Here is an 11962-nt window from a genome sequence, read left to right on the forward strand (position 1 = left end):
CCAGATCGGCGTCCTGCCGATCTGTCGAACCGGCGCCTGCGGCGCCGGGTTCTCATCAAGCTCCACTGTCACCCCCATATACGCAAGACGCCCCATTCGGGGCGTCTTGCATATATGGCGGAGAGAGTGGCGGCCTACGTCCTGTCGCAAGCCATCACAATCGAGAACGCGAGCGAGTCGAGAAAGGCTTAGATTAAGGCCCTATGGGCTAATTCCTTGTCGCAACGTGTCGCATGGCGTATCTTCCAATAGCGCCCCGGGTTGATGGGTAGAAGGTTGGGCGCGGTCGCGGAGGCCCCTCATGCCGAAGATCGCCACGGAACTGAGCGCGTTGCAGGTCAAGCGCATCGCACGGCCTGGCCTGCACGCCGTCGGCGGTGTCGCGGGCCTCATGCTCCAAGTGTCCCGGACAGGCTCACGCTCGTGGATCCTGCGGGCGATGGTTGGAGGCAAGCGGCGCGATATCGGGCTCGGAGGGGCCGGTGTCAGCCTGGCAGAAGCTCGTCAGCGCGCCAGGGAGGCTCGTGCGGAGATATGGGCCGGGGTTGACCCTGTTGCGGAGCGGGCGGCACGCCGGCGCGCTCTGACGGCTGCTCAGGCGGTGCCCACCTTCGACGAGTGCGCCCGCTTGTTCCTGGCCAGCAAGCGCAGCGAGTTCCGGAGTGCCAAGCACGCCAAGCAATGGACGACCACGCTGGCCGAGTACGCCTCGCCGGTGTTCGGCAAGCTACCGGTCAGCGAGGTGGATCTGCCCCACGTCCTACATGCGCTGGAGCCAATCTGGACGACGAAGACCGAGACCGCCAGCCGGCTCCGCGGCAGGATCGAGGCGGTCCTAGCGTGGGCGACCGTTGCGAAGCACCGCAGAGGCGACAACCCAGCGCGGTGGAAGGGCCACTTGGACGCCGTTCTGCCTAAGCCGACGAAGGTGCGGACGGTACGTCACCACAGGGCCCTGCCGCACCAGGCGCTTCCTGAGTTTATGGCGGACCTGCGCCAGCGCGAAGGTGCTGCGGCGCGCGCGCTTGAGTTCGCAATCCTGACAGCCGCTCGGTCCGGCGAGGTGCGCGGCGCTACCTGGGACGAGATCGACCTCAAGTCGAATACATGGATCATCCCGTCGGATCGCATGAAGGGAGGCAAAGAGCATCGGGTGCCGCTGACGCCGGCCGCGGTCGCCTTGTTGAATGCGATTCCGAAACGAGGCCAGTTCGTGTTCGCAGCCCCCCGCGATGGGCAGCTCTCCGACATGAGCCTTTCAGCGGTCCTTAGGCGCATGAACGTCGACGCCACCGTCCACGGCATGCGCAGCACATTTCGGGACTGGGCCGGCGAGACGACTGCGTTCCCGCGCGAGACGATCGAGCATGCCCTCGCCCATCGCCTCAAGGATCGCGCCGAGGCAGCCTATGCGCGCGGCTCACACTTCGAGAAGCGCCGGAAGCTGATGGAGGCATGGGCTCGGTACTGTGCTATGCCAACGGCGATCGGAACTGTGACTGAGATCGGCAAACTCAGGAAGGCACAGTGACGGATATCGCCACAATCACAGTGGGGCCTTGGGACGTGTTAGTTGGGCGCTGGCGCCAGGGCGAACATGTTGACCGCGCTGAGGTTCTGGAACTGCTGAAGACCCAGGAACCCATCCCCGTCGGCGCCCACGACTTCGTTGCAGCAGCCATCACCGGAGAAGGCCTGAAGTTCAAGCGTGGGAACAAGCCCTGGAATGGCGGCTCTCGTCAGATGGGGACAGCTCTCCGTTGGCAGATAGCTCGCGACGTTGCTGTGTTCGAAACAATGATCCGAGATCCATCAAGGATTCCCGACGTATTCGGCGATGATACTCGCCGCCGCATTGAAGAGCTTTCAGCTCAAGCGATGCGCAAGCGGACATCGGGCCGAAAGACTGCCAACCAACTCGCTCGCGACCTCGCTGCAGAGGTCTATGGAATAAGCCCGCGCGCCGTCGGCACCGAAATCACCGAGGCCAACAAGCGACTCAGAGAAGCAGCTCAGAAGCTCGGGATCAGCTTGGTTCAACTCAAGGATGCCATCGGCTACGGGGTGCCGTGACATGATTTTCCGTTTTTTCTGGCACAGGAACGGACCTCAACCCCTCTAGCCTTCCTCCCAACGCGCGACGATTCCTCACTGGTCGCGCAGGAGAAAAGGCGCATGCATCAACATGATCAACGGTACCTTTCGGACCGCGACCTGGCCGTGCGATACGGGATCAATCGCGCCACTGTCTGGCGCTGGAGCGACGCCGGCACCCTACCCCAACCGGTGAAGCTTAGCCCAGGCTGCACCCGCTGGCGGCTCAGCGACATCCAGGCCTTTGAGGCCGATCGAGCCAAGGCGGCCGCATGATCGGCCTGGCCCCCACCCGCATACCCGCGGCAAGTGACCTCCTCGACACCCTGCCGGACATGGCAGACGGCCTGCAATCGCAGCTGATCGAGCTCCACAAGCGGCCCAGCCTGGACCGGTGCGACCACCTACTGGCCAACCTAGCCGGCGCGATACACACGCTGCAGAAGCTCCAGGCGGCCATGCGGCGTGAAGGCAGCGGTGATGACCAATGAACGCAGACCTCTGGTTCTGCGCTGGCGAACCGCTGTGTTGAACAGTCCTGAGCCGGCCAGCATGAAGCTCACACTCCTGGCGCTGGCTGAGCATGCGAACCCAGCTGGAGAGAACTGCTATCCCGGCGTCGAAACCTTGGCCAGGCAGACCAGCCAAGGCGAGAAGACATGCAGGCGAGCTTTGGATGCAGCGGACGGGCGCTGGTTCACAAGAACGCCGATGAAGTTCTCAGGTCGACACTGGAGGGGGTACAGCTACCAGCTCCGGCTCCCCGATGGTGCGGTCACCATGACCGGACCTCGAAGGGAAGTAGCGGTCACCATGACCGGAACTCGAAGCGCGAGCTGCGGTCATTCTGGCTCTGAGCTGCGGTCACTGAGTCCACGAGCTGCGGTCACAGTGACCGATGAACTAGGAAAAGCAACTAGGAAAAGCAACAAGGAAAGCCCCCGCTCTCGCTCTGAGCAGAAAACCTTCTCGGAATGGTCAGAAAGCTGTCAACACGATGACGAGAAGTTGATGCCTGGAACAGACCCGGTATTCACCTTCGCTGAAGATGCCGGGATTCCTGTTGACGACCTCTACCTAGCATGGCGCTGGTTCTGCCATCGATACCGCGAGGACTCAAAGCGATACCGGGACTGGCGCTCTGTTTTCAGGAGATGCGTGAGGGAAGACTGGCATCGATGCTGGCGCCGGGACAGAGACGGTCAACGCGTGCTGACTGAGGTCGGCCTGCAATTGCAGCGTGAACTGGAAGCTGAGGAGCGTGATAGGACTGCCGACGCTGAGTCCAGGTCGAATTCGACAAGGATCGCGGCATGAATCGCCCCTGCCCTTTCTGCGGCCGCAGCACTGCCTGCCATACCGAGCTTGAAGCGCCGGCGCACCTTGACTGCCAGCTAGGCGGAGACCGCCTCCGCGGTAAGTCCATTTGCAACGGCCTGGCGACCAGGAATCACGACAAAACCCAACAAAGGACCCCACGATGAGCGACCGTAAGGCAACCGCAAATGCGGGCTCCGATCGCGACCGGAATGGCCGGTTCGCAAAGGGCAACGCGGGCAAGCGGCCAGGCACGCGCGCACGGGCGACTGTAGCGGCCGAGAAGCTGCTGGACGGTGAGGCCCGAAAGATCACGCGTCGGCTGATCGAGAAGGCGCTGGAGGGCGACCCGACGGCGCTGAAGCTGGCGATGGAGCGCATCTGCCCGGTGAGACGAGACAGCCCGATCAAGGCCGACCTGCCGCCGCTGACGTGCGCTGGCGACGTGGTCGGATTCATGGCGGGGGTGGTCGGGGAGATCGCCGGCGGCAGGATCACCCCCAGCGAGGGTGAGCGCTTGGCGAAGCTCGCCGGCGAACTGGCCCGAGTCTCCGACTTGGTCGAAATCGAAGCGCGCCTCCGGGCGCTGGAGGAAGCACATGCGCATTGACCGAAGCCGCCGCCTGAAGCGGTTGGAGTCCAACGTCGTTCGGGACAAGTCGAGCAGCGAGCACGTCGAGCAGTTCATCGCCTGGCTGTCCGAACAGCACCAGCACCACGTCGACTGGGACCTGCACGAGCGTCTCGCCCAGGCGCCCTATGCCGAGCGAGTCGGGGTCATCGTCGATTTCATGGAGGCCGTGGAAGCGAAGGACCCCGACGCGATGGGAGAAATCAATCGCCGCCTGGATGGTGACCGCCATGAATAGAAGAAGCCGACAACAACTTTCACCCGGACTGGATCCCCGGGGCTATCGCCGCACAAGCGGCCTCCACCCTGCCTGAGGAAACAGACCAATGACTCATTCATGCCCGCACGGCAACAACTGCACCCCAATGAATCTGTGCCCCCTTTGCTCCGGCTCCAACACCGTCCGCGACGGCAAGGTCGTCCGCGTACCGCTCGTGATGATGGACAGCATGCAACGCGAGGTAGCTGCCCACTTTGCGGCTTCTACATCCGACGCATCGGCCACTGGCGACAACGGATACGCGGCCTCAGTCGCTGCGTTGGACCACAGGACGCGCAGCCTCAGCAGTCAGCAGGTGGACGCTGATCGCGCTCAAGCCCGCGCAGACCACGAAGAGTGGAAGCGGCAACAGGCGTCGGGATCGCACGTGGCCACCAGCACCAGCCATCCCGCGAACGACGGATGTGCTGCCCTCGACGCCTACTACGCCCAAGTGATCGCTGAGAACAAGGCGTCCGGCGAGCGCCGGCTCGCGGCACTGGACGCGGAGCGCGCGAAGGTCCAGGCCTGCGCCGACAGCTTCCGCGAAGAGAACAGGCGCCGCGGGCTCTCTGAGGACCCCAGGACAGCGGCTTACGACGCCATGGTCGCAGGCCTGCAGTGGAAGCCTCGCACCACCACGAGCGGGGGCTGACATGGCCGACATCGCGAAGCTCGCATACCGGGTCGACTCCAACGATCTGGAGAAGGCGAACCGGGAGCTCGACAAGAACACCAAGGCTGCCGGGAAGACGACGAAGGCCACCGAGAAGCTCGAGCGCCAGGCGCACAAGCTCGGGAAGGTCTGGGGGACGGTGGCGGGTGTCCTCGGCACCGCGGCGGCGGCTCCTCAGGTGGCGCTGGTTCACTCGGCGGATTCGGCAACAACCTGGACGGACTCATGTCGCTCGGGTTTGGCGGCGGCCGCGCCTACGGCGGCGACATGCGCGCCGATCGCTTCTACCGGGTAGGCGAGGGCAACCGGCCGGAGCTCGCCCGAATCGGTCAACACCAGTACTTGATCCCGGGAGACCAGGGTCGGGTCGAGCCGATGCGTGGCCGCTCCGAGGTGCGTGGCGGAGACACCATCAACATCTCCGTCGAGGGCCAGGTCGACATGCGCAGCCGCAGCCGGATCGCATCGGACATGAGCCGGGAACTCGCGCGGGGTAGGCGGAACTCATGACCCAGCACCACAACAACACCAGACGAGGACAGAGCATGAATATCAGCGATGACATCAAGAGCGACGAAACCGTGCAGGCGAAGGTCGCTCGCATCTTGGCCGGCTCCGAGCAGCTGACGTCGAAAGAGGCGACCGAGCTCCGCAGGGAAGCCGGAGCGCGACGCCTGGAGGTCCAGACGCGCCTGGACCAAATCGATCACCGTGATCGCGTCAAGGCGCTGCAGACGGGATCCCCGGATCAGGTCAGGACCCTGACGGAAGAGCGGAAGTCCCTGGACATCGAACGCGATCAACTGACTGCGCAGATCGACGAGCTGACGCGGCGCCGGGAGGCGGCGCTGACGCGGGAAGCCGTCGAAGGCATGCCGGCGATGCAGAGCACGTTGGCCGAACAGGTCGCGCGTGCCGAACGACTGGGCGGACAGTTTGCCGAAGCGCTGCGCGAGATCAATGGCACCGTGCAAGCAATCATGACCGCGAAGGCCAGGGCCGAGCACGCCTACATCCCCGTCCCCGGGGCATCTGTGGAGATGATCGGCCGCATCCGCACAATCACCAGCTGGAGCGCCCCGAACCTGCTGACCAACGGCCGTCACTTCGAGCACTGGGCCGAAGGTATCCAGCCGACGCAGGCACCAGGCAAGCACCTGGAGGACGCGGCATGAGCGGGGCTGACCAAGTCGCTGAGCTGCGTCGGGAGCTGGACGACCTGCGCGCCTCTTTCGATACCCGGGTGGCGGATCGGGTTGCCCTGATCCTGCTGGCCTCGTCGATCTCCCCCGGGGGCGACTACAGGGGCATGACCGACGCCGAGATCCGCGCTCATGCGGTTGCACTCAGGAAGGGCCACGACGCGATCGCGGGGAAGTCTGACGCCTACGTCGAGGCGCATTTCGACTCCCTGGCCGAGGTGACCAAGGTCGACCCCGTCACGGTCGCGCTGATGGGGCGGTACACCGCCGGCAGACGGCACTGACGACACGAGGCCAGCCGGCGGTGCCTCCTACTCGCGACCGGTCTTGAGCGAGATAACACCGGCAGCCGGGGCGGCTTTGTCGTTCACCGTGACCCGGCCGGATCCCGCCCTTCCTGGGCGGGGTTCGTCTTGCAGCCACACGCCGACAGCAGTAGCATCAACGCAAGTCCGCCCAACACCGCGCAGGCGCCATCCTGTGAAACCCGGTGAGTCGAGGCGGCCAGCGGTCCCTAGGACCCTGCTCGAGGCTTGGCATCGCAAGGATCTTGCGCCCCGTGGCAGGGGCGCTCGCTTCCTGCACATGGAGCCTCGACATGCCTACCGAACTAACCCTTACCCAGCGCGCCGAACGCGCGTACTTCCGTTCCTGGCCACACTCGGACATACCGAGCGCGAGCTTGAGCGGACCCGAGCAGCACAAAGGCCGGGACTACGTTGTACTGCGCAACTGCCGCCGTGTGCTGGCGTGCTATCGCGTCCAGAACTCAGGGAAGCTGAAGCACCTGAAGCGGCCGCCTAGCGCAATCAGCTGAATCTGCAGGTCCCGGGTCCAGGGCACTTGACAAGCCCTGGATACCGGGAGCAGGATCGGCACGTCGGAGCAAATTCTTCGGCCGGGATTGGCGTCCCGAACACCACTAGGCGCAGAGCGCCGTAAGGCGCTTTTTTCATGCCCGCTCTATGGCGGGCGGTGCGCGGGCCCCTCGGGGCACCGGTTCCTAGTGGCCGGCACGCCAACCCGTACCGCCCGCCGCCTTTGGAGCCATCGCATGAACACAATCACCCCGGAAATGGCCGATGTCGCTGACGCGATCCTGGCCAGGGCTCGCGAGTCTACCGCCGCCCGCACCGCTCACCTCTCCAACACCGTGGCCGCGTTCAATGCTGCTGGCGCCGTCGTGTGCGCCGAGCTTGATCAGCTGCACGCAACCGCCGATGCCCTGGGCATCGATATCCCGTCCATCTGAGGAGAACGATCATGACAAGCGAAACTGTAGCGTCGCCCAGGGCTGAATCCGTCGTTGAACTTTGGGGCCACATCGGTCAACTAGAGGCCGTGCTGGCTGCAGCCAATGAGGTTCTGTGCAGACACGACGAGTTGGACGAGAAACAGGCCAGGACAGATGCTCTAACTTCAGCTCACTATCTGGTTCAGGCGGCGCAAACCGTGGCCGACCAAATCGCCTATATGGCGTATGTGCGGTAGGGGATAAGGTATGGCGGCTGAAATCATTCAGTTTCCAAAGAAGCCTCGGTGCTCAGCCGCGGACCAAGCCGGTGATCCGACCGTCAGGTTAGCTCTGCTCCTGGTTCAGAAGGAGCGTGAGGACGGAAAGGAGTGCTCGTTGAACGATGCATTGGCCGCAGTGCACGCCGCCGTTGCGCGAGTGGCCGCCCGGAAGCGGTAGGGCTGAGGTCACGTAGTCGACAGGCCCTGCCAGGAGACTGGTGGGGCTTTTCGTTGCCAGTATCTAAGCCATTGTTGGCTTGGTTGTTGGGAAATCCCACTCAACCTTCGCAAGCCATTGATCTTAAACAAAAAGTGGCGGAGAGAGTGGGATTCGAACCCACGGAAGGTTTGACCCTTCGCCGGTTTTCAAGACCGGTGCCTTAAACCGCTCGGCCATCTCTCCAGTGTCGGCATGTCGCCGTCTGACAGGGCTCGGCATCGCGCCGGGCGGGCGCATTGTCGCACGGGTGCCCGGCAATCCATAGCCGCGACGCGGCGCTGTTCGTATCCGGCAGACGGCATGGATACGCCGCCGCCCCGCCCGCTCAGCGGCCCTGCGCGGTGGCGCCAGGGCGCGGCGGGTCCACCGGGCCCGGACGCGGCTTCTCCGCCGCCGGCTTCGCATCATCGTCGCAGGGGCGGCCATGGATCTCGGCACAGTTCAGGCGGTCGGCCTCGACCAGGCCCGAGGCCCGCTCGGCAAGGAAATCGATGAACACCCGCACCGCCGGCAGCAGGCCGCGACGCGAGGCGAACACCGCGTGGAAGATGCCCTGCGGCAGGCGCCAGTCCGGCAGCACCACTTCCAGCTCGCCGTTGCGCACCGCGTCCGAGCAGATCGTCTCCGGCAGCATGGTGATGCCGACGCCCTGCTTGGCCATCGCCATCAGCATCGGGAAGTCGAAGCCGGCCACGCGCGGCTTGAGGTCGACCCGGCGCACGGCCCCGTCGGGGCCGTGCAGCTCCCAGCGCTGGCGCTGCTCGTCCTCGTGCATGCTCAAGGTGACGTGCTGGTCGAGGTCGTCCGGCGACACCGGCCGCCCCATCTTGCGCAGGTAGTTCGGGCTGGCGACCAGCAGTTCCTGGATCTGGCCGAAGCTGCGCATCACCAGGCTGCCGTCGTCGTCCAGCCGCGAACGCACCCGCAGGGCGACATCGACGCCCTCGTTGATCACGTCGACACGGCGGTTGCTGATCAACAACTGCACGTTGACCTGCGGATACAGGGCCAGGAACTCGGGCAGCAGCTTGGGCATCTGCTGCTGGGCCACGCTGACCGGCACGCTGACCCGGATCGTGCCGCGTGGCTCGGCGCTGAGGCGATCCACCGCCTCGCGCGCGGCCTGGGCCTCGGCCAGCATCGCCTGGGCGTGGCGGTAGACGCTCTGGCCGACGTCGGTGACCGCGAAGCGGCGGGTCGAGCGCTGCAGCAGGCGCACCCCCATGTCCGATTCCAGTTGGCTGATGCGACGGCTCAGGCGCGACTTGGGGATGCCCATCGCGCGCTCGGCGGCGGCGAAGCCGCTGTGCTCGACCACCATCGCGAAGTAGTACAGGTCGTTGAGGTCGTACATGTCGCCTTTCCGAATATGGAACGATCTGTGATATTTACCGATATTTATTCCGATATTGCAACACCCTAGATTGGCCTCACCGCGGCGACGCCGCCGCCCCACCGCTCCCCGCGAGGCCCGTCATGAAACTCCTGCACATCGACTCCAGCGCCCTGGGCGCCAACTCCGTCACCCGCGAACTGTCGGCCGCCATCGCCGGCCGCTGGCGCGACGCCTTCCCCGACATCCAGGTCGAGTACCGCGATCTCGATGCCAATCCCCTGCCCCACCTGACCGGCGCTTCGCTGGCCCAGGCCGACGCCGACGAGGCTGCGGCCGCCGCGGCGGCGCTGGAGCAGTTCCTCGCCGCCGACGTGATCGTGATCGGCGCGCCGATGTACAACTTCAGCATTCCCTCGACCCTGAAGGCCTGGATCGACCGGATCGCGATCGCCGGCAAGAGCTTCAAGTACACCGAGAGCGGCGCGGTCGGCCTGGCCGGCGGCAAGAAGGTGATCGTCGCCAGCGGCCGCGGCGGCATCCACAGCGACGCGCCGACCGACTTCCAGGAGCCTTATCTGCGCCAGGTATTCGGCTTCCTCGGCATCGATGACGTCGAGTTCGTCCGTGCCGAGGGCGTGGCCTATTCGCCGCAGCACCGCAGCGAAGCCCTGGCCGCCGCCCACCGTTCGATCAAGGCGCCCACGCAACTGCGCAAGGCCGCCTGACCTACCGTGGTCCCCGTAGGAGCGGCGTAAGCCGCGATCAAGCGTTCCCATGAAAGCCGGTCGCGGCGCACGCCGCTCCTACGAAGAGCGTTTACCTGCCCCATAAGGCCAGCCCCCTGAGTCAGGGGGCGATTCGCATCGCAGATGCGAATGGGGGTGTGGAAGCGCAACGGCTGGGGCCCAAGGTTTGCGAAGCAAATCTTGGGAGATATCCGCGCAGCCGGACATCGTTCCCCCTGTAGGAGCTGCGTAAGCTGCGACCGGGCTTTCCCATGAAAGCCTCATCGCGGCTCACGCCGCTCCTACGGCCGCTCCCGCAAGCCGCGCGCACCGGCAATCTGCGACCACGGTCGCGATCCGTGCCGCCTGCTGTCCGGTGGCTTGCCGCGCGCGCGTTATGCTCGCGGACAAGGGGAATCCGGATACCGGGACATGGACAGCGACGCGGCCAACGACATCACCCGTCTGCTGCAACGCCATCACGAGGGCGACCGTGATGCCTTCGACCGCATGGTGCCGCTGGTCTACCAGCGCCTGCGGGTGATCGCCCGCGGCCAGCTGGCGCGCGCCGGTCGCCGTGGCCAGACCCTGGACACCACCGCCCTGGTGCAGGAGGCCTATCTGCAACTGGTCGACGCCGAAGGCGTCGACTGGCAGGACCGCGGCCACTTCTTCGCGATCTGCGCGCGGGCGATGCGACGGATCCTGGTCGACTACGCGCGGCGCCGGCAGGCGGCCAAGCGCGGCGGTGGCGCGGTCGCGGTGACGCTGGAAGCAGACATGGTCGCCGCCGACAGCCAGTCCGAGCAGGTGCTGGCGATCGACGAAGCGCTGAACGGGCTGGACGCGTTCAACCCGCGCCTGGCACGCGTGGTCGAATGCCGCTACTTCGCCGGCATGACCGAGGAGGAGACCGCGCGAGCGCTCGACACTTCGCTGCGGACCGTGCAGCGCGACTGGATGCGCGCACGCGCGTGGTTGTTGAAGGCATTGGCCTGAGCCGGCATCGGCACCGATGAACGACCGCGATCCGCGCTCCGGCGAGGCCCCGCCCCCCGATCCACGGCTGCTGCGGATCGATGCCCTGTTCGAGCAGGCACTGGACCTGGAACCGGCGGCGCGCACGGCGCTGCTGGATCGCGAAACCACCGACGATCCGTCCCTGCGCGCCGAGGTCGAGGCCCTGCTCGAGCTGGCCGCCAGCGAGGCGCCGCAACTGCAACCCGACGCGGTGCGCGAAGGACCGCTGCTGCGCGCCTGGGCCGATGCGCACCCGCAAGCTTCCGCGGACGAGGACGTCAGCGGCCGCCAGCTCGGCCAGTGGCAATTGCTGCAGCCGCTCGGCCACGGCGGCATGGGCACCGTCTATCTGGCCCGCCGCGCCGATGCCGAGTTCCAACAGCTCGGTGCGCTCAAGCGTCTGCACATGACCCTGGGCTCGCGCGAGTTCCTGCACCGCTTCGCCCAGGAACGGCAGATCCTCGCATCGCTCAATCACCCCGGCATCGCCCGCCTGCTCGACGGCGGTCGCGACGAGGACGGCCACCCGTTCCTGGTCATGGAGTACGTCGAAGGCGAGCCGCTGGATCGCTACTGCGACACCCGGCGCCTGGACATCGGCCGGCGCCTGGATCTGTTCGTGCGCATCTGCGAAACGGTCGCGCATGCGCATCGGCACCTGATCGTCCATCGCGACATCAAGCCTTCCAACATCGTGGTCACCCGCGACGGCGAGGTGAAGCTGCTGGACTTCGGCATCGCCAAGGTGCTCGGCGACGCCGACGCGCCGCTGCAACCGATGACCCGCACCGCGATGCGGATGTTCACGCCCGAGTACGCGGCCCCGGAACAGGTCGCCGGCGGTACCGCGACCACCGCCACCGACGTCTACCAGCTCGGCCTGCTGCTGTACGAACTGCTGTGCGGACAGCGTGCCCAGGATGCCGGCAGCGGGTCGGCGGCGGCGCTGGAACGCGCGGTCTGCGAG

The 11962-nt window shown here is 65.7% G+C and carries 16 protein-coding genes and 1 tRNA gene; 15 read left to right on the forward strand and 2 right to left on the reverse strand.

What is annotated here, in order from left to right:
- Nucleotides 1-301: 301 nt before the first annotated feature.
- From FKV24_RS12600 to FKV24_RS12660, 12 genes are all read left to right on the forward strand, one after another.
- Nucleotides 302-1531 (forward strand): tyrosine-type recombinase/integrase, encoded by a 1230-nt coding sequence (locus FKV24_RS12600; RefSeq protein WP_141482612.1) that lies wholly within the window; start codon nt 302-304, stop codon nt 1529-1531.
- Nucleotides 1528-2073 (forward strand): hypothetical protein, encoded by a 546-nt coding sequence (locus FKV24_RS12605; protein ID WP_141482613.1) that lies wholly within the window; start codon nt 1528-1530, stop codon nt 2071-2073. The genes FKV24_RS12600 and FKV24_RS12605 overlap by 4 nt, the downstream gene beginning before the upstream one ends.
- 293 nt (nt 2074-2366) lie before the next feature.
- Complete coding sequence (locus FKV24_RS12615) at nt 2367-2585, forward strand: hypothetical protein (RefSeq protein WP_141482615.1); 219 nt, start codon at nt 2367-2369, stop codon at nt 2583-2585.
- Between the two features lie 61 nt (nt 2586-2646).
- Complete coding sequence (locus FKV24_RS20245; RefSeq protein ID WP_170288299.1) at nt 2647-3411, forward strand: helix-turn-helix domain-containing protein; 765 nt, start codon at nt 2647-2649, stop codon at nt 3409-3411.
- A gap of 163 nt (nt 3412-3574) precedes the next feature.
- Nucleotides 3575-4021, forward strand: coding sequence for a hypothetical protein (locus FKV24_RS12625; protein WP_141482617.1), 447 nt, complete (start codon nt 3575-3577; stop codon nt 4019-4021).
- Complete coding sequence (locus FKV24_RS12630; RefSeq protein WP_141482618.1) at nt 4011-4280, forward strand: hypothetical protein; 270 nt, start codon at nt 4011-4013, stop codon at nt 4278-4280. The genes FKV24_RS12625 and FKV24_RS12630 overlap by 11 nt, the downstream gene beginning before the upstream one ends.
- A gap of 127 nt (nt 4281-4407) precedes the next feature.
- Nucleotides 4408-4956 (forward strand): hypothetical protein, encoded by a 549-nt coding sequence (locus FKV24_RS12635; protein ID WP_141482619.1) that lies wholly within the window; start codon nt 4408-4410, stop codon nt 4954-4956.
- A gap of 1 nt (nt 4957) precedes the next feature.
- Complete coding sequence (locus tag FKV24_RS12640; protein WP_141482620.1) at nt 4958-5272, forward strand: hypothetical protein; 315 nt, start codon at nt 4958-4960, stop codon at nt 5270-5272.
- Between the two features lie 211 nt (nt 5273-5483).
- Nucleotides 5484-6152, forward strand: coding sequence for a hypothetical protein (locus FKV24_RS12645; protein ID WP_141482621.1), 669 nt, complete (start codon nt 5484-5486; stop codon nt 6150-6152).
- Nucleotides 6149-6463 carry a hypothetical protein gene (locus tag FKV24_RS12650; RefSeq protein WP_141482622.1) on the forward strand — a complete coding sequence of 105 codons (315 nt, stop codon included), beginning with the start codon at nt 6149-6151 and terminating at the stop codon, nt 6461-6463. Before FKV24_RS12645 ends, FKV24_RS12650 begins: the two co-directional genes overlap by 4 nt.
- Before the next feature lie 770 nt (nt 6464-7233).
- Nucleotides 7234-7431: a hypothetical protein gene (locus FKV24_RS12655; RefSeq protein WP_141482623.1), complete on the forward strand. Its 198-nt coding sequence runs from the start codon at nt 7234-7236 to the stop codon at nt 7429-7431.
- Nucleotides 7432-7442: 11 nt separating this feature from the next.
- Entirely contained in the window at nt 7443-7670 is a 228-nt protein-coding gene (locus tag FKV24_RS12660) for a hypothetical protein (RefSeq protein ID WP_141482624.1), read from the forward strand.
- Between the two features lie 337 nt (nt 7671-8007).
- On the opposite strand, the gene FKV24_RS12665 is transcribed toward FKV24_RS12660, so the two are convergent.
- Together FKV24_RS12665 and FKV24_RS12670 are read right to left on the reverse strand one after the other, a co-directional pair.
- A tRNA-Ser gene (locus FKV24_RS12665) sits at nt 8008-8097 on the reverse strand.
- A gap of 142 nt (nt 8098-8239) precedes the next feature.
- Nucleotides 8240-9268, reverse strand: coding sequence for a LysR family transcriptional regulator (locus tag FKV24_RS12670; protein ID WP_141482625.1), 1029 nt, complete (start codon nt 9266-9268; stop codon nt 8240-8242).
- A 122-nt stretch (nt 9269-9390) separates the two neighbouring features.
- On the opposite strand from FKV24_RS12670, the gene FKV24_RS12675 reads away from it, so the two are divergent.
- The 3 genes from FKV24_RS12675 to FKV24_RS12685 form a co-directional block, all read left to right on the forward strand.
- Nucleotides 9391-9975, forward strand: coding sequence for an FMN-dependent NADH-azoreductase (locus FKV24_RS12675; RefSeq protein ID WP_141482626.1), 585 nt, complete (start codon nt 9391-9393; stop codon nt 9973-9975).
- Nucleotides 9976-10407: 432 nt separating this feature from the next.
- Complete coding sequence (locus FKV24_RS12680; protein WP_141482627.1) at nt 10408-10974, forward strand: sigma-70 family RNA polymerase sigma factor; 567 nt, start codon at nt 10408-10410, stop codon at nt 10972-10974.
- Between the two features lie 16 nt (nt 10975-10990).
- Nucleotides 10991-11962, forward strand: a 972-nt coding sequence (locus tag FKV24_RS12685; protein ID WP_141482628.1) for a serine/threonine-protein kinase, incomplete at its 3' end; no start/stop codon positions are given.

Origin of the sequence: Marilutibacter maris (assembly GCF_006546735.2) — a bacterium.
GTDB classification, from domain to species: domain Bacteria; phylum Pseudomonadota; class Gammaproteobacteria; order Xanthomonadales; family Xanthomonadaceae; genus Marilutibacter; species Marilutibacter maris.

Coding starts and splice junctions, on each gene's coding strand:
- FKV24_RS12660 (WP_141482624.1), top strand. CDS start 7,443: ATGACAAGCGAAACTGTAGCGTCGCCCAGGGCTGAATCCGTCGTTGAA.
- FKV24_RS12640 (WP_141482620.1), top strand. CDS start 4,958: ATGGCCGACATCGCGAAGCTCGCATACCGGGTCGACTCCAACGATCTG.
- FKV24_RS12645 (WP_141482621.1), top strand. CDS start 5,484: ATGACCCAGCACCACAACAACACCAGACGAGGACAGAGCATGAATATC.
- FKV24_RS12680 (WP_141482627.1), top strand. CDS start 10,408: ATGGACAGCGACGCGGCCAACGACATCACCCGTCTGCTGCAACGCCAT.
- FKV24_RS12650 (WP_141482622.1), top strand. CDS start 6,149: ATGAGCGGGGCTGACCAAGTCGCTGAGCTGCGTCGGGAGCTGGACGAC.
- FKV24_RS12625 (WP_141482617.1), top strand. CDS start 3,575: ATGAGCGACCGTAAGGCAACCGCAAATGCGGGCTCCGATCGCGACCGG.
- FKV24_RS12630 (WP_141482618.1), top strand. CDS start 4,011: ATGCGCATTGACCGAAGCCGCCGCCTGAAGCGGTTGGAGTCCAACGTC.
- FKV24_RS12635 (WP_141482619.1), top strand. CDS start 4,408: ATGAATCTGTGCCCCCTTTGCTCCGGCTCCAACACCGTCCGCGACGGC.
- FKV24_RS12675 (WP_141482626.1), top strand. CDS start 9,391: ATGAAACTCCTGCACATCGACTCCAGCGCCCTGGGCGCCAACTCCGTC.
- FKV24_RS12670 (WP_141482625.1), bottom strand. CDS start 9,268: ATGTACGACCTCAACGACCTGTACTACTTCGCGATGGTGGTCGAGCAC.
- FKV24_RS12655 (WP_141482623.1), top strand. CDS start 7,234: ATGAACACAATCACCCCGGAAATGGCCGATGTCGCTGACGCGATCCTG.
- FKV24_RS20245 (WP_170288299.1), top strand. CDS start 2,647: ATGAAGCTCACACTCCTGGCGCTGGCTGAGCATGCGAACCCAGCTGGA.
- FKV24_RS12600 (WP_141482612.1), top strand. CDS start 302: ATGCCGAAGATCGCCACGGAACTGAGCGCGTTGCAGGTCAAGCGCATC.
- FKV24_RS12615 (WP_141482615.1), top strand. CDS start 2,367: ATGATCGGCCTGGCCCCCACCCGCATACCCGCGGCAAGTGACCTCCTC.